Origin of the sequence: Hymenobacter endophyticus (assembly GCF_032464715.1) — a bacterium.
Lineage (GTDB): Bacteria > Bacteroidota > Bacteroidia > Cytophagales > Hymenobacteraceae > Hymenobacter > Hymenobacter endophyticus.
Map to the genome: position 1 here is coordinate 184,045 of NZ_JAWDJT010000001.1, position 22,622 is coordinate 206,666.

19 protein-coding genes are annotated in these 22,622 nt (G+C 59.8%); 14 read left to right on the forward strand and 5 right to left on the reverse strand.

Translation table 11 applies throughout. The annotated features are described in order from the left end of the window. Nucleotides 1-38: 38 nt before the first annotated feature. Entirely contained in the window at nt 39-887 is an 849-nt protein-coding gene (locus tag ROI90_RS00755) for a LysM peptidoglycan-binding domain-containing protein (RefSeq protein ID WP_315996428.1), read from the forward strand. Nucleotides 888-1,105: 218 nt separating this feature from the next. On the opposite strand, the gene ROI90_RS00760 is transcribed toward ROI90_RS00755, so the two are convergent. Continuing rightward, entirely contained in the window at nt 1,106-1,987 is an 882-nt protein-coding gene (locus tag ROI90_RS00760) for an SDR family oxidoreductase (protein ID WP_315996429.1), read from the reverse strand. A gap of 46 nt (nt 1,988-2,033) precedes the next feature. Continuing rightward, a complete protein-coding gene (locus ROI90_RS00765) occupies nt 2,034-2,423 on the reverse strand; it encodes a hypothetical protein (RefSeq protein ID WP_315996430.1) in 390 nt (129 codons plus the stop codon). A 102-nt stretch (nt 2,424-2,525) separates the two neighbouring features. On the opposite strand from ROI90_RS00765, the gene ROI90_RS00770 reads away from it, so the two are divergent. The 3 genes from ROI90_RS00770 to ROI90_RS00780 all read left to right on the forward strand — a co-directional run bounded on the left by ROI90_RS00770 (nt 2,526) and on the right by ROI90_RS00780 (nt 5,405). Beyond that, complete coding sequence (locus ROI90_RS00770; protein ID WP_315996431.1) at nt 2,526-3,371, forward strand: NAD(P)H-binding protein; 846 nt, start codon at nt 2,526-2,528, stop codon at nt 3,369-3,371. 69 nt (nt 3,372-3,440) lie between these two features. After that, nucleotides 3,441-4,691, forward strand: coding sequence for a BaiN/RdsA family NAD(P)/FAD-dependent oxidoreductase (locus ROI90_RS00775; RefSeq protein ID WP_315996432.1), 1,251 nt, complete (start codon nt 3,441-3,443; stop codon nt 4,689-4,691). A 264-nt stretch (nt 4,692-4,955) separates the two neighbouring features. After that, entirely contained in the window at nt 4,956-5,405 is a 450-nt protein-coding gene (locus ROI90_RS00780) for a PA2169 family four-helix-bundle protein (protein ID WP_315996433.1), read from the forward strand. 242 nt (nt 5,406-5,647) lie between these two features. Here the strand turns inward: ROI90_RS00780 and ROI90_RS00785 are convergent, their stop codons facing one another. Both ROI90_RS00785 and ROI90_RS00790 read right to left on the reverse strand, forming a co-directional pair. Continuing rightward, on the reverse strand, nt 5,648-7,561 hold the full coding sequence (locus ROI90_RS00785; protein ID WP_315996434.1) for a DEAD/DEAH box helicase: 1,914 nt from the start codon (nt 7,559-7,561) through the stop codon (nt 5,648-5,650). Between the two features lie 529 nt (nt 7,562-8,090). Then, nucleotides 8,091-8,282, reverse strand: a complete 192-nt coding sequence (locus ROI90_RS00790) for a cold-shock protein (RefSeq protein ID WP_110980085.1) — start codon at nt 8,280-8,282, stop codon at nt 8,091-8,093. Between the two features lie 221 nt (nt 8,283-8,503). On the opposite strand from ROI90_RS00790, the gene ROI90_RS00795 reads away from it, so the two are divergent. Next, entirely contained in the window at nt 8,504-8,923 is a 420-nt protein-coding gene (locus tag ROI90_RS00795) for an acyl-CoA thioesterase (RefSeq protein ID WP_315996435.1), read from the forward strand. Between the two features lie 166 nt (nt 8,924-9,089). Then, complete coding sequence (locus tag ROI90_RS00800; RefSeq protein ID WP_315996436.1) at nt 9,090-12,569, forward strand: UvrD-helicase domain-containing protein; 3,480 nt, start codon at nt 9,090-9,092, stop codon at nt 12,567-12,569. A 38-nt stretch (nt 12,570-12,607) separates the two neighbouring features. Here ROI90_RS00800 and ROI90_RS00805 read toward each other — a convergent pair whose 3' ends face one another. After that, complete coding sequence (locus tag ROI90_RS00805) at nt 12,608-13,288, reverse strand: zinc-ribbon domain-containing protein (RefSeq protein WP_315996437.1); 681 nt, start codon at nt 13,286-13,288, stop codon at nt 12,608-12,610. Nucleotides 13,289-13,429: 141 nt separating this feature from the next. On the opposite strand from ROI90_RS00805, the gene ROI90_RS00810 reads away from it, so the two are divergent. The 8 genes from ROI90_RS00810 (at nt 13,430) to rnhA (ending at nt 22,622) form a co-directional block, all read left to right on the forward strand. Then, nucleotides 13,430-14,704 carry a TCR/Tet family MFS transporter gene (locus ROI90_RS00810; protein ID WP_315996438.1) on the forward strand — a complete coding sequence of 425 codons (1,275 nt, stop codon included), beginning with the start codon at nt 13,430-13,432 and terminating at the stop codon, nt 14,702-14,704. A 100-nt stretch (nt 14,705-14,804) separates the two neighbouring features. Beyond that, the gene (locus ROI90_RS00815) at nt 14,805-17,822 is read left to right on the forward strand and encodes a PD-(D/E)XK nuclease family protein (RefSeq protein WP_315996439.1); all 3,018 of its coding nucleotides are present in this window, start codon (nt 14,805-14,807) and stop codon (nt 17,820-17,822) included. Nucleotides 17,823-17,915: 93 nt separating this feature from the next. Beyond that, nucleotides 17,916-18,350 carry a nucleoside deaminase gene (locus ROI90_RS00820; RefSeq protein WP_315996440.1) on the forward strand — a complete coding sequence of 145 codons (435 nt, stop codon included), beginning with the start codon at nt 17,916-17,918 and terminating at the stop codon, nt 18,348-18,350. Nucleotides 18,351-18,466: 116 nt separating this feature from the next. Then, nucleotides 18,467-18,757, forward strand: a complete 291-nt coding sequence (locus ROI90_RS00825) for a hypothetical protein (protein WP_315996441.1) — start codon at nt 18,467-18,469, stop codon at nt 18,755-18,757. Then, nucleotides 18,730-19,128 (forward strand): hypothetical protein, encoded by a 399-nt coding sequence (locus ROI90_RS00830; RefSeq protein WP_315996442.1) that lies wholly within the window; start codon nt 18,730-18,732, stop codon nt 19,126-19,128. Before ROI90_RS00825 ends, ROI90_RS00830 begins: the two co-directional genes overlap by 28 nt. Before the next feature lie 137 nt (nt 19,129-19,265). After that, nucleotides 19,266-20,090: a mechanosensitive ion channel family protein gene (locus tag ROI90_RS00835; protein ID WP_315996443.1), complete on the forward strand. Its 825-nt coding sequence runs from the start codon at nt 19,266-19,268 to the stop codon at nt 20,088-20,090. 121 nt (nt 20,091-20,211) lie between these two features. Beyond that, nucleotides 20,212-21,993, forward strand: a complete 1,782-nt coding sequence (locus ROI90_RS00840) for a chloride channel protein (protein ID WP_315996444.1) — start codon at nt 20,212-20,214, stop codon at nt 21,991-21,993. 161 nt (nt 21,994-22,154) lie between these two features. Beyond that, complete coding sequence (gene rnhA, locus ROI90_RS00845; protein ID WP_315996445.1) at nt 22,155-22,622, forward strand: ribonuclease HI; 468 nt, start codon at nt 22,155-22,157, stop codon at nt 22,620-22,622.

The following is a 22,622-nucleotide window of genomic DNA, read 5'->3' on the forward strand; positions in this document are numbered from 1 at the left end:
GTATCTTCCGGATTACAACCCACTTCCCTACCCGCTACATGATTCGCTATTACCGGCTGCTGGCCGCTGCTACCCTGGGCCTCACCACGCTGGCCGCCACTACCCCCGAGCCGAAACTTACTACCGACCAGCTCATTACCCGGCTCAGCACCGCCATTCAGGGCCTAAAAACGCTGCGCTGCAACGTGCGCGCCCAGGAGCGCATTGAAGGAGGCTACCAGCAGGCCCGCACGCTCATGAAAATCAGCTTCAGCCCCTACAAGGTGTACATGCGCAACCAGAAGGGCATTGAGGTGCTGTACGTAACGGGCCAAAACAACGGCGACGCCTGGGTGTACCCCAACAGCTTCCCCTACGTGACGCTCAGCCTGGCTCCCAACGGCTCCGTGATGCGCAAAAACCAGCACCACAGCACCCTCGATGCCGGCTACGGCACCATTGCTGAAATGCTGCACGGCTCCAGCCAGCGCCTCGACCGGAACTTCGAAAAAACCTTCCGCTATGCTGGCGACACCACCGTGCAGGGCCGCCCCGCCCACGTGCTCCGCGCCGATTACCCGCAGTTCCGGTACGTGAGCTACAAGCCCGCCAAAAACGAAAGTGTCAGCACAATTTCTGATAAATTCGGGTGCGGAGAATACCGGATTCTGGAGCGCAATAACCTGTCGCCGGGCGACGTGGTATCGGCGGGCAAAACCATTCAGGTGCCCAACGGCTACGGCCGCCGCATCATCATGTGCGTGGATCAGAAGCTATTTTTGCCCCTGGTCGTGCAGGTCAATGACGATAAAGGGCTGTTCGAAAAGTTTGAGTTTTCCGACGTGGTAGCCAACCAGCCCATTCCCGCCCAGGAGTTCACCAAGGACTTTAAAGGCTACAAATTCTGACCATTGATTCCCGCGGAGTATGCCGCGGATTTCACGGATTTTGTGGACGGTTGTTAACTGTTCCTGTTTGAGTGTAGGTCGCTATAAGTAGAACAAACCAATACATCCTACACGACAAAAAAGGCTTGCTGTGCAGCAAGCCTTTTTTGTTGAAACCCGGAAATAAATCGTCCACGAAATCCGTGAAATTCGCGGCGTAATCCGCGGGAATCAGTGATTTAGCGGCGCATGGTTTTCTCAATCTGGTCCCACATATCGGCGGTGAGCAGTTCCAGCTTGTTGAACTCGCCGGCCCCGTTGAGCCACTCGCCGCCGTCGAGGGTAACGACTTCCCCATTCATATAGGCCGAGAAGTCGGATACCATGTAGGCGGCCAGGTTGGCCAGTTCCTGGTGGTTGCCCACTCGCTTGAGCGGCACCGAAGCGGCGGGGTCCAGCTTGGAGGCCAGGGGCTCGGGAAACAGGCGGCTCCAGGCGCCTTCCGTAGGGAATGGGCCGGGGGCAATGGCGTTGGAGCGGATACCGTACTTGGCCCACTCCACGGCCAGGGAGCGGGTCATGGCCAGCACGCCAGCTTTGGCGGCGGCTGAGGGCACCACAAACGCCGAGCCCACCGAAGCGTAAGTAGTAACAATATTCAGGATGGTACCGGGGCGCTTGTCGGCAATCCAACGCTTGCCGAAGGCCAGGGTGCAGTTGTAGGAACCCTTCAGCACGATGTCTACAATTACATCAAACGCCTTATGGCTCAGGCGCTCCGTTGGGCTGATGAAGTTGCCGGCGGCGTTGTTCAGCAGCACGTCCACTGTGCCATAAGTGTCAATGGTTTGTTGCAGCAGCTTTTCTACCTCGTCGTACTTGCGCACGTCGCACTGCACGGCCAGCACATTCTGGTTGCCGGTTTGCTCGCGTAATTCGGCGGCCGTTTTTTCCAGCACCTCCAGCTTGCGGGAGCTGATAACCACGTTGGCGCCAAGTTGCAGAAAGTACGTGGTCATGGCCCGGCCCAAACCAGTGCCGCCGCCCGTAACTACAATGGTTTTGCCCTGCAGGGCATTATCGCGCAGCATGGGCTGGGCGTAAGGATGAGTAGATGACATAGGGTGAGAAAGGTTGAAGTGGGAAATCAGGATTCAGGGATGTTGGCTACGGCCGGGTTTCAAATAAACCAAGTATGCGGGTAACGGTACCTTCGGCCACAATGCGGCTACCCTCACAATAATAAAAGCTGGTACCGGCCCGAATCCGCGCCTGGTGGAAAGGCCGCATGTGCTCCAAAACTATGCTTACCCGCACGTGCAACCACTCATTTACCGGCACCGGCAGCTCCCGCCACGAGTCGCCGGTAATGGGGTCGAAGAAATCCGGATACAGCATCATATGAAGCTGTCTGGGCGTAACTGCAGCGTAGCTAAAATCCCAGCGGATACCGTTGCGGGGTGGCTGCTGCCGCCCGCCCTCATCAGCCCGCAGGATTCGCACGCGGGCTTCAAAGTCGATGGGATACTCAGGATACAGGCGGTCCGGGGCGGGCATAGGTAGTATGCTTGCATACTTGTTTGGGCGCAAGGTAACAGTTTGCCGATTCCCGGCGGCGTACCTTGCCCAGGAAAGATTTTTTGCCACCTTTACCCCCGCATGACTGACTCCTCGCCATCCGTCGCCCTCCCTACTGTAGCCGTGCTGGGCTGCGGCTGGCTGGGGCTGCCCCTGGCTCGCGCGCTGGTAGCGGCCGGCTACCCGGTACACGGCTCCACTACTACGCCCGGGCAGTTGCTCACCCTCCGCGACGCGGGCATCCGGCCGTTTTTGCTGCGGCTTTCCTCCACTCTTTCCCCCACCGATGCCGATACCCTGCACGCTCTGTTGCACGGGGCCGAGGTGCTGGTATTGAACGTGCCTCCTACCCGGGCAGCTGGTAGCGCCGAAGCTTACCCCGCCCTGCTCAGCCAGGTTACGGAGGCCGCCGAAAAAGCGGGCATCCAGCATATTCTGTTGGTCAGCTCCACCGGCGTATATCCCGACGAAGCCTACCTGATGCGCGAAGCAGATGCCGTAGCCGATGTGGTAGCCGCTCACCCCCTGCTCCGGGCCGAGGCGCTGGTGCAGCACCCGCGTCACACGGTGGTCCGGTTGGCCGGCCTGATGGGGCCGGGCCGCTCACCCGGACGGTTTTTGGCGGGCCGCACCGGTGTAGCTCATGGCGAAGCGCCGGTGAACATGATTCATTTGCAGGACTGCGTAGGCCTGTTGCAGGTGGTACTGGAGCGGCAGCTTTGGGGGTACACTTTTAATGCCTGTGCCGCTACCCACCCTTCTCGCCGTACGTTCTATACCGAGGCGGCCAACCGCGTAGGCCTCAAACCGCCCACTTTCCAGGCGGAAGACGCGGGTGGCAAACAAATCGACTCCTCCCTGATTCGGGCAATGACGGACTACCAATTCCGTCACGATGATGTGGTGGCGGCCCTGGCCTTCTGCTAAGCTGGTTTTCTGGCTCAGTGCCTGGCCGCTGGCTTCCGTTGCGGTTTTTCGGGGCGTATCTTTGCGGCCGTGAATGATAATCAACCAACCGTAGTAGTACTGGGCGGGGGGGCGGCCGGCTTCTTCGGGGCCATTGCCTGCGCCGAGGCCAACCCAGCCCTGCGGGTGCTGCTGGTAGAGAAAACCGGGAAGCTGCTGAGCAAAGTCCGGATTTCGGGCGGGGGCCGCTGCAACGTAACCCACGCCGCCGATACGCCCGCCCAGCTAGTGCAGCACTACCCCCGTGGGGCCCGCCAGCTTAAGGAGCCCTTCAGGCAGTTTGGGGCCCTGGATACTGTGCGCTGGTTTGAAAAGCGGGGCGTACGGCTGAAGACGGAAGCCGATGGCCGCATGTTTCCCGTTACCGATTCGTCGGAAACCATTGCCCAGTGCTTGCTGGAGGCGGCCCGGCGCGCCGGCGTTACCATTCTCACGCACACCGCGGCCGAAACCATTTCTCCCCTGCCCTCGGGCGGTTTCCAGCTTACCCTTACCGGTACCCATGCCCAGCAGCTACAAGCGGCGCGGGTGCTTATTGCCACGGGCGGAGCGCCCAAACTGGAGCAGTACGCGTGGTTGCGGCAATTGGGCCATACGGTGCAGGAGCCGGTACCCAGCCTGTTTACCTTCAACGTTCCCAACTCGCCCCTGCAGGAGCTGCCGGGTGTGAGTGTGCCCCGGGCCCGGGTGCGGGTGGCCGGCGAAAAGCTGGAGTACGAAGGACCGGTGCTGGTAACGCACTGGGGATTGAGCGGGCCGGCCGTACTCAAGCTCTCGGCCTGGGGAGCCCGCCGTCTGCACGAGCTACAGTACCGGAGTACTGCCCTCATCAACTGGATTCCGGAGTTTACCGAGGATACGTTACGCCAGCACTTGCTGGGCTACCGGGAGCAGCACGGCAAGAAGCTAGTCGTCAGCACCCCCCTGTTTGGCCTGCCCCAGCGCCTGTGGCGCACGTTGGCGGAGCAGGCGGGCATCACGGCCGAAACCCGCTGGCAGGAGCTGCCCCTCAAGCTGCAAAACCGACTGATTGAGGCGCTTTTGCGCACATCCCTGCCGGTTCAGGGCAAGACCACCTACAAGGATGAGTTCGTAACCTGCGGCGGTATTTCCCTTAGTGAAATCAACATGCAGACGCTGGAAAGCCGCTTAGTACCCGGCCTGCACTTTGCTGGCGAGGTACTGGACATTGATGGCATCACCGGTGGCTTCAACTTTCAGGCCGCCTGGACTACCGGCTACTTAGCCGGCCGCGCCATGAGCCAGACTAAAGCAGAGTAAACGCCGCGGCCTGTGCAGTGAGGTTTTTTTTCGCACCAATGTAGCCTAGCCCCGGCATCAATGATGCTTCAGTAGTTGGCATGCGCCAGTGACAACCGAAGGTTGATTTTTTCTTTTGTGTGGCATGACCCACGCAGCTCCTAATCTTATCAATATCCAGTTCCTTCCTTTTCCGATTCTATACGCTGTCTATAACCCTTTCGCGTGTTTTGCAGTAAATACGCCCATATCCTCTTTCCATCATCACCCAAACCACCTCTCCTCATGGAAGCTAAAGCACTGCAAGCCGGCCTGAATGAACTGCTCGAAACCCTGAAAGACGGCCAGAAAGGCTACGCCGAAGCCCTCACCGACGTTGAAGATGCCGACCTGAAGGAAACCTTCAAGAAATATGCCGCTCAGCGTTCCTCCTATATCACCGAGCTGGAAGACCAGATGCACAAACTCAACCTGCATCCTGAAGAAGAGTCTTCCATCACGGGCACCATCCACCGCGCTTTTATCAACCTCAAAGGCCTGGTAACCAGCAAAGACCGTTACAGCATCCTCGCTGAGTGCGAGCGGGGCGAAGATTACGCCAAAGCCGCCTACGAGAAAGCCCAGAAGATTCAGGACGTGCCTGCTGCCATCAAAACCATTATCGAGAAGCAAGCTGCCGGTATCAAGCAGGGCCACGACGAAATTCGCAACCTGCGCGACGCTGCCAAGAAATAATATCACAGATTTTGCAGATTGGTGTGATTTCGCAGATTTCAACTCAATCTGTACAGAAAAGCCGCTCCCCACAGGAGCGGCTTTTCTATTTTCAAACAGTTTCGTGCACACGCCTCATAGAGTAGCTTGGCACTACTCTCATAAACGCCAAAAAGCCACCTCAATTGAAGTGGCTTTTTGGCGTTTACAGAGCAGGTTAAAATCTGCGAAATCAACTAACTCTGCGCAATCTGTGATGTGACTTAGTCGTCGTTGCGCTTGCCTTTGTAGCCGCCACCGTAGCTGCTGCCACCCTCGCGGCGGCTGCCACCGCCGTAGGAGCCACCACCCCGGTTGCCGCCGTAGCTGCCACCTTCCCGACGGTCGCCGCCGTAAGAGCCGCCGCCCCGGTTACCGCCGTAGCTGCCGCCCCCGTAGGAGCCACCGCCCCGACGGTCGCCACCGAAGCCACCTTCGCGACGCTCACCACCGCCGAAGCCGCCGGTGCGGCGCGGACGCTCACCACCGAAGCCGCCACGGTTACCGCCTTCCTGCTGGGCATCACCTTCCTGACGAGGAGTGGCAATGTTGAAGGCTACCGGCCGGCCCTGAATGGAGCTGCGGCCCAGTTGGCTTACTACCTCTTCCACGAACTCATTGGGTACTTCCACGAAGCTGAACTTGTCGTAGAGGGCAATATCACCCACTTTACCGGCCGTGAGGCTGGTATTTTCGGCAATCAGGTCCACGATGTCGCGGGGGTGCAGACGGTCCTTTTTGCCCATCGTCACGAACAGACGCGTGAAGCCGGGGCGGGCAGCACCCTGGGTGCGGCTGGCGTCGAGGCTCTCTTGAGCGCGCTTGTCTTCCTTCATCGTCATTTTGAGCAGGGCAGCAGCTACATCCAACGACGTAACGCCTTCTTCCTGGTCCTGATCGATGAGGCGCTGCACGCGGGCAATGTATTTGTCGAGGTTACCCTTCTCAATTACCTCTTTGATGGAGCCCAGCATCAATGTGGTTTTCACCTCCGACACATCTTCAAACGAGGGCACGCGCTCCTGTTTGATGGTGGCCTTGGTGAAGCGCATGATGTCGCGCAGCTTGTAGATGTCGCGGCCGCTCACGAAGGTGAAGGCCTTGCCCTGCTTGCCGGCGCGGCCGGTGCGGCCAATACGGTGTACGTAGTATTCCTCGTCGGCGGGCAGGTCGTAGTTTACTACTACTTCCACGTTGTCCACGTCGATGCCGCGGGCGGCCACGTCGGTAGCTACCAGGATTTCGAGGGTGCCTTTGCGGAATTTATCCAGCGTGTTCTGGCGCTGCTGCTGGCCCATGTCGCCGTGCAGACCTTCGGCGAAGTAGCCTTTGGCTTGCAGGTCGCCCACAATCTCGTCTACCATGCGCTTCGTGTTAGCGAAGACGATGCCCGACTTAATGTTGTACATGTCGATGAGGCGGGTCAGGACGTCCTTTTTCTGGGGGCCACGCACTTCGAAGTAGCTCTGCTCGATGTTGGTAACCGTCATTTCCTGATGGTTTACCTTCACAATCTGCGGATCCTTCTGGTAGCGCTTGGTCATCTCCATGATGGGCTTGCTCATCGTGGCGGAGAAGAATACCGTCTGGCGCTCCTCAGGCATCTTCTTGAGCACCGTTTCGATGTCGTCGCGGAAGCCCATGTCGAGCATTTCGTCGGCTTCATCCAGGATGATCATCTTGCAGGCGTCCAGCTTCAGGGTGCCCCGCTCGATGTGGTCCATCACGCGGCCGGGTGTACCAATTACGATTTGCACGCCACGCTCCAGGGCGCGGAACTGCCGGTCGTAGCTGGAGCCACCGTAAATTGGCACTACGGCCAGGCCACGCTTGTACTTGCCCAGCTTCTGGATTTCGCCGGAAACCTGCACGGCCAGCTCACGGGTGGGGCAGAGCACAATGGCCTGCACCTCGCGGGAGTCGGTATCAATCAGCTCAATGGCGGGAATGGAGAAGGCGGCCGTTTTGCCGGTACCCGTCTGGGCCTGGCCAATTACGTCGCGGCCTTGCAGCAGCACGGGAATAGCGTTGGCCTGAATCGGGGAGGCTTCTTCGTAGCCAACCTCGCTGATGGCGCGCTGCATTTCTTCAGAGAGGGTCAGCTCGCTGAATTTGGTCTTTACAGTTTCGTTTTCCATGTCAAGTGAATGGAGTGGAGTGAATAGCTCTGAAAACAGCGGATTCAGCGACGCTCTTCTCTCCCACTCAACACAACGACAAGTGACGGAAGCAACGGACGGAAGACAAAGCCGGCCCAACAAGTTTCTTTTAAGGCAGCTCACAAGCTGCGCGGAACGTGGCCGTTCTCAAATGCGGGTGCAAAGGTACAGATTTATTATGAAAAAGCACAAATCGAATCACGACTTGTTCGTAATGCAGTGCTCATCATTTTCGTACCAATGGCCCTTACAATACCTCAGAGATTAAAATAATTCCAACTCTATATAAATACCTATCTACTTATCTCCACCACCGCGCATGAACCTGACAGCAATGCTTTTCTCAGTGCGTCCGGAACGAGGTCTTGCACTAACACCGGGCTGGCGCAACGCTGCAGCCCAAACGGCTTGTTTCAGCTGTAAGCAGACGTTTTACTTGCAAGCAGTGCATAAAAAAAGCAGGTCCCAGATGGAGACCTGCTTTTTCGTTGCTATCGGCAATCAGGCACTAGGCCAGCTTTACTTTCACAGCGTTGGGGCCTTTGCGGCCTTGGGCAATTTCGAATTCCACTTTGTCTTTGTCGCGGATTTCGTCGATGCACTCGGTTACGTGAACGAAAACGTCTTCGCCGGTTTCGTCAACTTTGATAAAGCCGAAACCTTTGGTTTCGTTGAAGAATTTTACAGTTCCTGTCTGCATGGTACTTGTGATGATGGATGATTCTGTAAGGAAGGCAGTACTCAACTCTGCTTTCCCCTCCTCACGGACGTACTCAACAGGCGGTGGAACCGCATTTCTTATCTTGCCCAAAGATACAGGGATATTTTAAATATGGAAGAAGATCCATGAAATGATGCTATAGTTTTCTGGCTTCCAGTGCCCGCCGGCTTGCATTCTGGCAGGCTGTATCTTTGCCCGTAATGGAAAACGTGCCCCTCCCTGCCTTCCGCTTCTCCCGCCTGCTCACGGTGCAGGCCGATGATATTGACGAGCTGAACCACGTAAATAACGTGCGCTACGTACAGTGGGTGCAGGATACGGCCGCCGCGCACTGGCAGGCGGCGGCCCCGCCCGAGGCCCAGCAGCGCTACGTGTGGGTAGTGCGGGAGCATCATATCCGGTACTTGCACCCGGCGTTACTGAGCCAGCAGCTACGCTGCACTACGTGGGTGAGCAGCATGGAAGGCGTTACCTCCCACCGCCACGTGCGCATTGAGCGGGCCGAGGACAACAAGCTACTCTGCGAGGCTGAAACCCACTGGATTCTGCTGGACCCCGGTACCATGCGCCCCCAGCGCATTCCGGCGGAAATGGCCCGCTGGGTGCAGGAAGCGGTGTAGGCGCAGCGTATTATACCGTTACGTGTGCTGCTCGGCCGTGAAACCTAACCTGCTGCGGCTTCTTCGACACGCCGCTACAACAGCATTCTACCTGAGTAGAGTAATACATATATACTAGCACCCTTTTCGTCCGGTCACTCTAGCAGCCGCCCCTATCTCCTCGCAAATGCCTTCTTCTTTTCGCATTTACTCCTCCTCGGCCGGCTCCGGCAAAACCTACCAGCTCACCAAGGAATACCTGAAGCTGGCGCTGGCTACTGAGGATGCGGCCTACTTTAAGACCATTCTGGCCATTACGTTTACCAACGACGCGGCCGGGGAAATGAAGGAGCGGATTCTGGGGGCGCTGCGGCGGTTTGCCCGCCTGCCCGAGGGCGCCTCCGACAATCTGCTAACCGAAATTGCCGAGGAACTGGCCCAGGAAGGCCCACTGGCCCACCTGGAAACGCCGGAGGAGCGGCGGCGGGTGTTGCAGCAGCGGGCAGCGGCTACGTTTCGGCTGGCGCTCTACCACTACGCCGATTTTGCGGTGAGCACCATTGACTCGTTTGTGCAGCGCATTGTGACGGCGTTTACCCGGGAGCTGGGGCTGCCGGCCACGTTTGAGGTGGAGCTGGACAGCGCCACCGTGCTGCAAAGCGCCGTGGCCTTACTACTGGACAAGGTGAACCGGGACCCAAACTCGGCGCTGCTGTCCAAAACCATTTCCGACTTTGCCTTGAACAAGGCCGAGGAAGGCCGCAGCTGGAACAACCTGCCCGAGGAGCTGGTGCAGTTTGGGCAGTTTCTGCTGAGCGAGCCGGTGCACGAGGCCGTGGAGCAGCTGCAACAGCTGAGCCTACAGGATTACCGCCGCCTCTACGATAACCTGCGCCTGCGCAAGCAGGAAATTGAAACCTTGGTGGAGCAAACCGCTGCCGTGGCGCTGGAAACCCTGGAAGCGCACGGACTGGAAGCCGAACACCTGAACGGGGGCGGAAACGGCGTGTACGGGCACTTCAGCAACTGGCGCCGCTGGCTGGAGCTACCGGCTTCGGGCATGCAATTCCCCACGGCCACGGCCCTGAAACCGCTGGAGTCGGGCGACTGGAGCAGCGCCAAATCCAAGAAGGGGCCGCTGCGGGAAGCTGTGGATGCGGCCGCGCCAGTACTGGAGCAGGTGTTCCGGCAGCTGCAGGCGCAACGCGAAAAGCTCCTCTCTGACTACCTGCTGGCCGCCGGCATGCTGCCGTACGTGTTTCAGGTGAGCCTTTTGAGCGAGTTGAGCAAGGCCGTAGATCAGCTTAGCCGGGACCGGGGGGTGGTGCTCATTGCCGAGTTCAACCGCCGCATTGCCCAAATTGTGCTGCGCGAGCCGGTGCCGTTTCTGTACGAGCGACTGGGTGACCGATACCAGCACTTGCTGATTGACGAGTTCCAGGATACCTCGGTGCTACAGTGGAACAACCTGCTGCCGCTGGTGGAAAACGCCCTGGGCCAGGGCAACCTGAGCCTGGCCGTAGGCGACGCCAAGCAGTCGATTTACCGCTGGCGGGGCGGGGAGATGGAGCAGATTCTGCGCCTATATCAGAACCAGACCGAGCACCTGTACCAGCGCGTGGCCGACGAGGAGCTGCGCCAGATTCTGACGGAGCGGTACCGTACGATTGATGGGGCGCTGGAAGCCCGCAACCTGAGCACCAACTACCGCTCGGGCGCGGCCATCATCCAGTTCAATAACGAGTTGTTCCGCTTTATCAGCAGCACGCACGCGGCGTTGCCGCTGGTGCAGGGCATTTATGACGCTGACTTTGTGCAGCAGGCTCCGGCTAGTGCCCCCGTAGCGGCCCACGTGGAGCTCCTGTTCACGGAAAACGATGCGCCGGCCTGCCGCTACGATGCCGCTTCGGGCACGTACACGCCCGAAACCTTACCCGGCTACCTGGTGGGCCAGACGCTGGAATACGACGAAAGCACCTTGTACCTGACGCTGCAGCTGGTTGAAAAAGCCGTGGCCGATGGCTTCGCCCTGCAGGATGTGGCCGTACTCTGCCGTACCCGCCAAACCAGTCGGCGTACGGCCAAATTCCTGAAGGAGCGGGGCTACGACATTATTTCGGCCGATTCGTTGTCGTTGGAGTTTGCGGAAGTGGTGAACCTGCTGGTAGTGCTGTTCCGGGTGCTCAACCAGCCCGCCGATACCCTGGCCCGGGCCGAGGCCCTGCTGCTAGTGGACCGGGTGGTGCGGGGCCTGGACCCCGCGCCCGAGCGGGCCCGCCACCACGCCGGGTTGGCCAACGCCGAGAGCGTGCAGCCGTTCTGGGATGAGCTGCGGGCCTTGGGCTACAACGTGCAGGAGCGGGAAACTGGCAACCTGGGCCTGTATGAACTGACGGAGCGACTGGTGGGGCTGTTTGGCTTGCTCAGCCGAGTGCAGGAGCGGGAGTATCTGTTCCGGTTTCTGGATTTGACGCTGGAATACAGCCTACGCTTCGGCAATAACCTCAACAACTTTCTGGCTTACTGGGACCAGAAGAAAAGCACGCTCAGCATCAACGCCCCGGCCGGCCGCAACGCCATTACCATCACCACGGTGCATAAAGCCAAGGGCCTGGCCTACGGGGTGGTGATTGTACCGTTTGCCGACTGGACGCTCCGCCCCCACCTGAATACGCTGCTCTGGGGCCGCCTGCCCGAGGTAACCGACCGGCCCGTGGCCGAAATGCCCGGTGTGGCGGTGGTCAGCCAAAAGCAGGATTTGCTGCACACGCCCCTGGCGGAGCAGTACACCGAGGAAGTCGAGAAAACCTTTCTGGAAGGCTTGAATACGTTGTACGTGGCCCTCACCCGGCCCCGCTACCGCCTCTACCTCATCAGCCGCCAGCCCAAGCCTACTAAAAGCAGCAAGGACGATGCGGCTCCCTCCGACAAACCCGCCGCCAGTGTGGCCGAGCTGCTGCACCGCTTTTTAATGAGTACTGGGCAGTGGCAGCAGGAGCAGATGGCCTACGTGCTGGCCGACGCCCAGAGCCAACTGCCTTTGGAGCTACAAGTAGCAAGGGTTGAGCTGCAGGCAGCAAGCTCCACCCCAAACAACCAGCAACCAGCAACCAGCAACCGTCTCCCTTTAACCAACCTCACCAGTACACCCTGGGAGCAGCGCCTGCGCCTGAAACAGCACGCCAACGCCGTATTCGATTTCGATGACCAGCAGGAGCAGCGTGAGTGGAACCGCCGCCTGCACTACGCCCTGCGCCGCGTGAAGCAGGCTGATGACGTGAATCGCGTGGCCGGGCAACTGGTGGCCGAAGGCCTGATTAGCACCCGGGAGCGGGCGGGGCTACTGGAGCGCTTGCACGAGGTAGTAGAAAACCCGCGTATGGCGCACTACTTCAGCCCCCAGGTGGCGGCTGAGGCCGAGCGGGAAATTCTGGTGGGCGGTACCCGCAAGCAGGACTACAAGCCCGACCGAATTGTGTTTGAGGCCCTGCCCAGCGGCCAGGGCCGGCGCGTTACGCTCATCGACTTCAAGCTGCCCCCGCCCCACCCCGGCCACCGCCAGGCGTTGCAGCGCTACGCCGTGCTGTTTCGGCAGCTGCGGTTTGAGCAGGTATGCTGCGTACTTTATTACTTCGAAACCCAGGAAGTGCAGGAATGGGAGGCGTAGATAACGAGCTTATTGCGCGCACCAGCCACGTGAGCCCGCTACTCTGAGAGGATAAGCGGCCGGAACATGCCTTGCCCCTGCACCAGGAAGTGCCACATCTTGCGCGGGTAGCGGCCTTTGTCGGAGCCGGGGGGCACGGAGTCGCGCAGGGCCGCCGTGACGCTGGCGGCCGTTGGCTTCCCACGCAGCATGCTGGTTACCTTGTAGTACACAGTGTCGTCGGTCAGGCGCGTCACTTCCATGAGCGCATACGCCGATCCGCTAGCCGTACTTTTCATCTTGTAGCGGGCCCCAAGCGCAACGTCGGCATCATTGTTCTGGGTAGCCAGACTAGCCGCAGTAGTTGAGCTCTCGGGGGCAGCGGCGCGCTTTTTCCCGGGGGCCAGCTGGGTTAGCACCAGCACCAGCACGATACCCGCGCCCAGGAGCAGCAGCAGGGCAAAGTTGGTGATGGGCGTGGAAGTCTGTTGCTGGACCGTTTGCACGGGCAGTCGGTAGGTTTCGGGCAGCGGCTCCTTGGAGGTGAGTGTCTGTTTGCAGTGCTCACACACGGTAACGCTTACTTTGCCGATGGGGAAAACCGGAATCCAGAATACACTGAAATAGCGCGAGAAAACCGTAACGCTAAGCTTGCCTTGGATGCCACAGTAGGTGCAGGCAACCGTCGGAAGCGGGAAAGTTATGAGCCGGGAGGTACCGGTGCCAAACAGGAAAATCATAGGCTTCGATAAGGAGGATAAGAGGAGCTGCTTCCGCGCAGTGCAGGCGTGAAAAAACTAAATATTTCCGAAACGACGGGGCCCATTTGGCGGGTACGGAACCCAAAACCGTAGCTTTACACCTCGCATTGATGTCTCGCTATGGCTGCTTCCTCTCCTCCCCGCAAAGCCGCGCTGGGCTTTATTTTCTTTACGCTGCTGCTGGATGTAACGGGTATTGGCATCATTATTCCGGTAATTCCCACGCTCATTCGCCACCTGACGGGCGGCACCGTGAGTGACGCGGCCCGGGTGGGCGGCTGGCTGGTGTTTGCCTTTGCCGTGATGCAGTTCCTGTTTTCGCCGGTGATGGGCAACCTCTCCGACCGGTACGGGCGGCGGCCGGTGCTGCTGCTGTCGTTGCTGGGCTTCACCCTGGATTACGTGCTGCTGGCCTTTGCCCCCACCATTGGCTGGCTGTTTGTGGGCCGACTGATTGCGGGCGTAATGGGGGCCAGCTTCACTACGGCCTCGGCCTACATTGCCGATATCAGCACCCCCGAAACCCGGGCCCAGAACTTCGGCATGATTGGGGCCGCCTTCGGGCTGGGCTTCATCATTGGGCCGCTGCTAGGCAGCCAGCTGGTGGGGTTTGGCCCGAAAGTACCGTTTCTGACGGCGGCGGGCCTGACGCTGCTGAACTTGCTGTACGGCTTTTTCGTGCTGCCAGAATCCTTGCCCCAAGAGCGGCGGCGGGCCTTTGAGTGGAAACGGGCCAACCCCATCGGCTCCCTGAAGTTGCTGCAGCGCTACCCGGTAATTACTGGGCTGGTGTCGTCGCTGCTGTGCATTTACATTGCCGCCCACGCCACCCAAAGCAACTGGACCTACTACGTGCTCGAAAAGTTTCACTGGAGTAATGATGAGGTAGGCTATTCGCTGGCGGCCATTGGGCTGCTAGTGGCCATTGTGCAGGGCGTGCTCATCCGGCGCATCAACCCGGCGCTGGGGGCCAAACGCTCAGTATTTCTGGGCATGGCGCTGTACGCGCTGGGTTTCCTGCTGTTCGCCTTTGCCACTAAGGGCTGGATGATGTACGTGTTTTTGGTGCCCTACTGCCTGGCCGGCATTTCGGGGCCCGCGCTGCAGGGTATCATATCAGGACAGGTGCCGGCCAACCAGCAGGGCGAATTGCAGGGCGCTCTTACCAGCCTCATGAGCCTCACCTCCATTGTGGGTCCGCCCCTGATGACCAACCTGTTCTCCTATTTCACCGGCCCCAAAGCCCCCGTGTACTTTCCCGGCGCGCCCTTCCTGCTCGGCACCGTGCTCATTCTGGTAAGCCTGCTGCTGGCCGTCCGTTCCCTGGCCAGCTATGTGGAGCCGGCCAAAACTGCTGTTCCCGCTGAGGCGGAAGCGCCAATGCTGGGTCATTAGGTAGGGTAAGCCATCTGGCTGTTCTTGTGAGCAAAGGACGGAATGACACTGCCACTTGCGGAAACCGTTTCGGCTCCGGCTAACGTTACCTTTACGCTCTATGGTTACCTCTGCCACTCCTACTTCTGCCCTGCCTACTACCCTGCCCCCGCCCGATGCCACGCCATTTCTGCGGCGCATGGCCCGGCAACTGGTGGCGCAGTATGGGCCCTCGGGGGAGCTGTCGGATGTGGTAGTGGTAGTGCCCACGCGGCGGGCGGTGGTGTATTTGCAGAACGAGTTGAGCCTGGCCGCCGAGGCCGGGCAGGCGCTGTGGAGTCCGCGCATCGCGGCCATGGAAGACTACATGGTGGAGCTGGCGGGTGTGCAGGTGGAGGAGCCCATTGCCCTGCAGCTGCTGCTGTTTGAAATCATGCGGGGCATTGATGCCAAGCTGGAGTTCGACCAATTCGTGGGGTGGTCGGCGCTGCTCTTGCAGGACTTTTCCAGCCTCGACCAGAACCTGGCTTCGCCCCGCAAGGTGTTCGAGTATCTGAGTCAGGCCAAGGCCCTGGAGCGCTGGGATTTGGGCGCTGAATATTCGCCCCAGAGCACTACCACGGCCTATTTCCGCTTCTGGGACGACTTGGAGAAAGTGTATTACCGCCTCCAGAAGCGCATGCGCCAGGACCGCCTGGCCTACCCCGGCTTGGCCTACCGCTTGGCTCAACGCCGGGTGCGGGAGCGGCTGGAAGCGGGCGAAACTTTACCCCAGCACGTGTTTATCGGGCTGGGCTTCCTCTCGAAAGCGGAGGAGCGGCTGATTCGGCGGCTGCGCAAGGTGGGCCGGGCTGAGGTGCACTTCGATGGGGACGCGTTTTACCTGGAAAAAGGCTCGCCCAACCGCGCCGGCCAGCACCTGCGCCAGTACCAGGACCGCCTGGATTTGCCCTGGGAAAATTTCGGGGGGCCGGCGGAGCTGCTCCGGACGCTACCGTGCACGGTGCGCCTGGTGGGCATGGCCAACTCCTCTATGCAAGGCAAAATGGCGGGGCAGCTACTGGCCGAGGCCCGCCGCCTCAACCCCACCGGCACCGTGGCCGTGGTGCTGCCCGACGAAACCCTGCTGCTGCCCGTACTCCATGGCCTGCCCCCCCAGGAGGTACCCGAGTACAACGTAACCATGGGCCTCAATTTCCAGAGTACGCCCCTGTTCAACCTAGTGGATTTGCTGTTTGAGGTGCACCTGACGGGCGTGCGGGAAGGCTCCCAGGAAACCGGCTACGGCGTGCCCCGCTACCACCACCTGGCCGTAAGCAAGCTGCTGCAGCACCCCTTTTTGCGCCGTTACCAGCAGTGGCTGGATAAGCAGCCCGATACGGAGCACCCTGGCCTACTCGACGAGGTGTGCCGCACCATTATCAAGCGCCACGCGGTGCTGCTCACGGCCGAGGAGCTGGTAACCATGGGCCAGGAACACCCGCTGCTGACGGCGCTGTTTGCCACCTGGAACAATTGCGACGATATTATCCGGGCCTGCTACACCGTTATTGATCTGCTCAAAAAGGCGTACCAGGACCAGCATTCGGCTATTGAGGCCGAGTACCTCTACCTGTTTTTCACTTTGGTAAAGCGGCTGGAATCGGTGTTCGACTGCCGGGAGCAGCGGCTTTCGGTGCGCTCCTTCCGGCAGTTTCTCTATGAGCAGATGAAGAACACCCGCCTGCCGTTCAGCGGGGAGCCTATTGCCGATGTGCAGGTAATGGGCCTGCTGGAAACCCGGGCGCTGGATTTCGACCACGTCATCATTCTGAGCTGCAACGAAAACGTGCTGCCAGCCCCCAAGCGCCACAGCTCTTTGTTTCCCTACGACGTGCTCACCACCTTCGGCCTGCCCACCTACGCCGACCACGAGGCCGCCACGGCCCACCAGTTCTGGCGGCTGTTGCAGCGCGCCCGCCAGGTAGATTTGCTGCACATTCTGCCCGGAGCCGAGGGCGTGCGCACCGGGGAGCGGAGCCGCTTTCTGCTGCAGATTGAAAATGACCTGGCCCTGCAGAACCCGGCCCTAACGCTGCTGGATTTGACGGTCGTTTCAGCTGATAACTTGGTGGTAGGGGAAGGCAGTGGCCAGCAGTCCGTTGCCAACAGCCAGAAAGAAGCCACTGACCTGGTGCTGGAGAAAGATACCGGCATGCTGCTGGCGCTACGGGGCTTGCTTGACCGGGGCCTCTCGCCTACGGCCCTCAACCAATACCTGGGCTGCTCCCTGCAGTTTTACTTTCAGCGGATAGCGCGGTTTCGGGAGAATGAGGAAGTGGAGGAAGCCCTGGGCCCTGATGGCTTCGGGACGGTAGTGCATGAGGCGCTGGAGGAGCTGTTTATGCCGTTTTCCCAGCACAAAACGCCCCAGGCCCCGCCGCTCACCGCCGCCGATATTCCGGGCCTGCTCAAGCTGGCCCCTATCATGGTAGCCAAAGCCCTGCGCAAGGAAGAAGCCGGCCGCCATGCCCGCGCCGATGAAGGGCTGAACCACGTGCTGGGCCAGGTGGCCGGGCAGTTGGTACGCCGCTACCTGGAAAGCCTGCTGGAACAGCCCGGGGCGCTGCCGCTGACCATCCAGAGCCAGGAAGAAGAATTGCACGCCACCGTGTTTGTGCCCTTGCCCGAAACCGGCGAGAAGCTGCCGGTGCGCCTGCTGGGCAAGGCCGACCGGGTGGACCAGCTGCCGGATGGCCGTTTGCGGGTGGTGGACTATAAGACTGGCATGGTGGAAAAGGCGCACTTGCAGCTGCTGAAGCGGGGCGAAACGCCCGCTCAGGCTGTAGAGCGCCTGCTCACCGATGCCACTCCCGCCGCCGATAAGGTGCGGCAGCTCTGGCTTTACCGCTTTCTGCTGGCCCAACAAGGCCGCCCCGCCGCCGATGCCGCCATCATTTCCCTGCGTAACCTGGGAGCCGGCCCGATGTCGGCGGATATGGGGTTTCTTACCGCCGATGGGCAGGATTTTGTGCAGCACAGCGAGGAGCTACTGGGTCAGTTGGTGCGCCGCATGCTGGACCCAGAGGAGCCCATCCGCAAAACCGACGACTTGGACAAGTGCCAGTACTGCCCCTATCGCGGCATTTGTGCGCGCTAGAGCGGCGGAAAGAGTTGCTGGGCAGTAGCTTTTGCTACTTGCCCTGAACCCACCTATCAAAACAAATTACCAACACCCAAAAACCAAACAACTATGGACGAATTCATGCAGGCCGCCATTGACGAAGCACGGCAGGGCCGCCGGGAAGGCGGTATCCCGATTGGCTCGGTGCTGGTGCGCGACGGGAAGCTAGTGGCCCGGGGCCGCAATAAGCGCGTGCAGGAGGACAACCCCATCAAGCACGGCGAAATGGACTGCCTCTTCAACGCCGGCCGCCAACGCAGCTACCGCGACACGGTACTTTACACTACCCTGATGCCCTGCTACATGTGCGCTGGTACCATCGTGCAGTTCAAAATTCCGAAGGTGATGGTGGGCGAGTCGCGCACGTTTGGCGAGTCAAGGGCCTTTCTGGAAAGCCACGGCGTGGAAGTAGTTGACCTGAACCTGGACGAATGCGCGCAGATGATGGAAGAATTTATTGCAGCTGAGCCCACGCTCTGGAACGAGGATATTATGGAACTGTAAGCGAAAAGTGACGTGGTAAATGGTGAAATTGTGAAGTAGGCAGACGGAATCTGTCGGTCAGCCTCACCAACTTTACACTTCCACCTTTCACCACGTCACTATTTCACTCCTGCCCTTTGGAAGCCACGAAGAAATGTCCGGCCTGCGGCTACTGGAGCAACTGGCAGCAGGTGCCTACCGACCGGTGCGAGCGGTGCGGGCAGCTGCTGGACCCGCAGCGCCTGCGAAGTGAGCAGGAACGGGAGCGGCTGGCCCAAGAGCCGGTTTCCCCCATCATGCTCATCGAAATCAAACCCGATGACAAGCCGCTTATCCGGTTTCTAAAGCACATTATCCGGGGCGGGCAGCTGGCATTTGGTGCACTCATGGCCTTTATCCTATGGCTGATAACCCTGTTGGCCGGTTGAGGCTGCCCGCCGAGCTGCGCCACCCCTTATTTTGGATTTGCGCGCTGCTCTACCTCTTTTCCTGCGTAAACCGATACTGGGCCAACTGGCATCTGCCGGCCTTCATCAACTCGCACCTGGGCGACCTGCTCAACCTACCCCTGGAGTTGACGCTGGTGCTCTGGGTGATGCGGCGGTTTTACTTCCGCCAGCCCTCGTTTGTGCTGCCGGTATCCTGGATAGTAGCTACCTGGGCAGTGGATGCCGTGTGGTTTGAAGTGCTGATGCCCTACTTCAAGCCCAGCATGAGAGCCGACCCGCTGGACGTGGTGGCGTATGCGCTGGGCGGGCTGATATTCTGGCGCTGGATGAACCGGCCCGCCCGGGCCTGATGCGCCTCGGGTTAACCCGCCGCCGCTGTTTTCGCGTATAGCTACCTACCCTGGCCCCGCTGGCACATGCCCGCGGGGCTTTGCTTTGGCCGGTTTGCTGGGTATCTGGCCGCTTTTTCCGCCCTATTCTTACGCCTATGATTCAGGACTTGCACCGCGTACTTGCTGCTTACTGGCAGCAGTTTCTCTATATACTTCCCAAGTTGCTGGTGGCGTTGGTGCTGCTGGTTGTGGCTGTTTTCGTGGCCAACCGCGTCAGTGCCCTGCTGGGCGGGCGCCTGCGCCGCCGCTCTGCCGACCCTTTGCTGGCCGATTTTCTGGCTAGCATTGGCAAGTGGGTGCTGGTGGGCCTGGGGCTGATGCTGGCGCTCAATATCCTCGGGTTTTCGGGCATTGTGGGCAGTTTGGTGGGGGCGGCGGGCGTGTCGGCCTTCATTGTGGGCTTTGCCTTCAAGGATATTGCCGAGAATTTTCTGGCCGGCGTCATTCTGGCTTTCAACCGTCCTTTTCACATCAATGACACCGTGGAAATCAAGGGTTTGATTGGGCATGTGGAGGCTTTGAACCTGCGCATTACGCTTATCCGCACCTTCGATGGCAAGCATATCTACCTACCCAACTCTTTGGTGCTCAAGGAGCCCCTCATCAACTACACCCGCGACGGTAACCTGCGCCAGGATTTTCAGGTGAGCGTGGAGCTGGGCGAAAATGCAACGCCCGATGTGGCTACCAGCGTTATCCTGCATTACCTGCGCACCGTGGCCGAGGTGCAGCAAACCCCGCGTGCGCCTTACGTAAACCTGGAAAAAGCCACCGCTACCACCGCCGACCTGCGCGTATATTTCTGGGCCGACTCGGAGGACTACCGCCGGGGTGTGCTGCAGCTCAAAAGTCACCTGATGCAGGAAGTAAAGCAGGAGTTGCTCGGAGCCGGCCTGGGCGTACCCGCGCTGGCGGGTTAGTTGGCAGTTGCTGGTTACTTTCTGACAGCTGACAACCAGCAACTGCCAACTAATAACTCAACGAAGTTTTCGTTAGGTTCGCAGCTTCACCTGTTGGCTGCCACCCACCCCTTGCGCGCCTATGCCCCAGAACACCATTCACCGGCTGCTTCGTCCGTTGCTCGTATGGCGTGCGCGCCACCTCAGCGACCGGGTGTACCTGATTCTGGTGAGCTGCTTGGTGGGGCTGCTGGCGGGGCTGGCGGCGGTGGTGCTCAAAACCCTGGTGCACGACTCGCAGAAGATGCTGAACGCCTGGGTACCGGACCAGTACCGGGTGTTTACCAGCTCGTTCTATCCCATCATCGGTATTGCCCTTACGGTACTGTTTACGCGGTATTTCTTGGATGGCAACCTGGGGCGGGGCATTGGACCCATCATCTACAACATTGCCCGCCAGAGTAGCACCGTCCCGCGCAGCAAGCTGTATTCCCAATTAGTATCGTCGTTTCTAACGGTCACGTTTGGCGGGTCGGCGGGTTTGGAGGCGCCTATTTCCGTAACGGGCTCCGCCATCGGCTCCAACACGGCCCGGGTGCTGCGCATTGGCCGCCGGGAGCGGCGCCTGCTTACGGGCTGCGGAGCGGCGGCGGGTGTAGCGGCTATTTTCAACTCCCCTATTGCGGGGGTACTGTTTGCCGTAGAAGTAATTTTGTCTGAGCTGTCGGCGGCGTACTTTGTGCCCTTGCTCATTGCCTCGGCCACGGCCACGGTGGTTTCCAAGGCCCTGTACGCCGGGCAGCCCTTCGTGCTCATTACCACCTCCTGGCCCGTGGATGCCGTGCCCTTATACCTGATGCTGGCCGTGTTTACGGCCATGCTCTCAGTGTACATGATCCGGGTGTACTTCTGGGCCGATGCCTATTTTGAGCAGTTGCCGGGCACCTTTCGCAAGGTGCTGCTGGGTGGTTTGGCTTTGGGCGGGCTGGTGTTCCTGTTTCCGCCGCTGTACGGGGAAGGCTACAATATTGTGCAGCTGCTGCTGGGCGGCCACGCCAACCAATTGGTAGACGGCTCCTTGTTTGATGTGTTTCATGATGAGAGCATCTGGCTGGTACTGCTGGTAGCGGCGGGCAGTATGCTGCTGAAGGTGGTGGCCACCACTATTACCATTGGCTCGGGTGGCAACGGGGGCATGTTCGGCTCCTCGTTGTTTGCGGGCGCGCTGTGCGGCTTCGTTTTCGCCCGCCTCATTAATATGAGTGGCCTCTACCCTATTTCGGAGGTGCATTTCGTGGTGCTGGGCATGGCGGGCACCCTGGCCGGGGTGGTACATGCCCCGCTTACCGGCATCTTCCTCATTGCCGAAATAACCGGTGGCTACGCCCTGTTTGTGCCCCTGATGGTGGTGACTTCCGGCTCCTACCTTATCACCCGCTACTTCGAGCCCTACTCGGTGTACACCCGCAAGCTGGTGCAAAAGGGCGTGTACGTGAACCAGGACCGGGACCGGGGCCTGCTAGCCCAACTGGATGTGCGCAGCCTGCTCCAGACGGATTTCGTGCCAGTACAACCCGATGATACGCTGGGCGAGTTGGTGACGGTGTTCCGCCACGCCTCCCGCAACCTGTTTCCGGTGGTTGATAGTGCGGGCCACTTGCACGGGGTGGTGAGCCTGGATACGGTGCGGGATGCCCTCTTCGATGATGAGCACTACAACACCACCCGCGTGCGGGACCTCATGACCGACCCGCCCGCCATTGTGCGCCCCGATGACACCCTGCTGGACACGTTGCGCTGCATGGAACAACTCGGCGCCTGGGCCCTCCCCGTTCTGGATTTGCAGGACCACTACCTCGGATTTCTGCTGAAATCCACCATTCTGGCCAACTACCGCCGCCAGTTGATCAAGGAAAGCGAGTAAGATTACTTGCTACCTAGAGCGGGGCGAAGAACCTTACATGAAGCTGTTTGGAAAGTAGGGTTTGTATTTGTGTCTGTCATCCTGAGCATTCCACCTCACTCACTCACTCACTCACCACTTCGTACCTTGCGGCTGCATTTTTTGGCTTTACCGCTTTCCGCTTGATTTACCTGTATACCGACGGCTCCTCCCGGGGCAACCCCGGCCCTGGCGGCTACGGCGCCATTCTGCGCTTCGGCCAGCACGAAAAAGAGCTGACCCAGGGCTTCCGCCTCACCACCAACAACCGCATGGAGCTGCTGGCTGTGATAGTGGGCCTGGAAGCCATCAACCGCCCCGAGCTGCCCATTACCGTGGTTACCGACTCAAAATACGTGGTGGACTCGGTGGAAAAGAAATGGGTGTTCGGCTGGCTTACCAAACCCGATTTCGGCAAGAAGGCCAACGAAGACCTGTGGCGGCGCTTTGTGAAAGTATACAAGCAGCGCACGGTGCAGTTCCGTTGGGTGCGCGGCCACAACGGCCACCCCGAAAACGAGCGGTGCGACCAGCTGGCCGTGCGCAGCGCCACCCAGGGCCCCTTGCTGACGGACGAAGGCTACGAGCTGATAGAAGCCCGGCGCGGCTAA

Coding starts and splice junctions, on each gene's coding strand:
- ROI90_RS00755 (WP_315996428.1), top strand. CDS start 39: ATGATTCGCTATTACCGGCTGCTGGCCGCTGCTACCCTGGGCCTCACC.
- ROI90_RS00760 (WP_315996429.1), bottom strand. CDS start 1,987: ATGTCATCTACTCATCCTTACGCCCAGCCCATGCTGCGCGATAATGCC.
- ROI90_RS00765 (WP_315996430.1), bottom strand. CDS start 2,423: ATGCCCGCCCCGGACCGCCTGTATCCTGAGTATCCCATCGACTTTGAA.
- ROI90_RS00770 (WP_315996431.1), top strand. CDS start 2,526: ATGACTGACTCCTCGCCATCCGTCGCCCTCCCTACTGTAGCCGTGCTG.
- ROI90_RS00780 (WP_315996433.1), top strand. CDS start 4,956: ATGGAAGCTAAAGCACTGCAAGCCGGCCTGAATGAACTGCTCGAAACC.
- ROI90_RS00785 (WP_315996434.1), bottom strand. CDS start 7,561: ATGGAAAACGAAACTGTAAAGACCAAATTCAGCGAGCTGACCCTCTCT.
- ROI90_RS00790 (WP_110980085.1), bottom strand. CDS start 8,282: ATGCAGACAGGAACTGTAAAATTCTTCAACGAAACCAAAGGTTTCGGC.
- ROI90_RS00795 (WP_315996435.1), top strand. CDS start 8,504: ATGGAAAACGTGCCCCTCCCTGCCTTCCGCTTCTCCCGCCTGCTCACG.
- ROI90_RS00800 (WP_315996436.1), top strand. CDS start 9,090: ATGCCTTCTTCTTTTCGCATTTACTCCTCCTCGGCCGGCTCCGGCAAA.
- ROI90_RS00805 (WP_315996437.1), bottom strand. CDS start 13,288: ATGATTTTCCTGTTTGGCACCGGTACCTCCCGGCTCATAACTTTCCCG.
- ROI90_RS00810 (WP_315996438.1), top strand. CDS start 13,430: ATGGCTGCTTCCTCTCCTCCCCGCAAAGCCGCGCTGGGCTTTATTTTC.
- ROI90_RS00815 (WP_315996439.1), top strand. CDS start 14,805: ATGGTTACCTCTGCCACTCCTACTTCTGCCCTGCCTACTACCCTGCCC.
- ROI90_RS00820 (WP_315996440.1), top strand. CDS start 17,916: ATGGACGAATTCATGCAGGCCGCCATTGACGAAGCACGGCAGGGCCGC.
- ROI90_RS00830 (WP_315996442.1), top strand. CDS start 18,730: ATGGCTGATAACCCTGTTGGCCGGTTGAGGCTGCCCGCCGAGCTGCGC.
- ROI90_RS00835 (WP_315996443.1), top strand. CDS start 19,266: ATGATTCAGGACTTGCACCGCGTACTTGCTGCTTACTGGCAGCAGTTT.
- ROI90_RS00840 (WP_315996444.1), top strand. CDS start 20,212: ATGCCCCAGAACACCATTCACCGGCTGCTTCGTCCGTTGCTCGTATGG.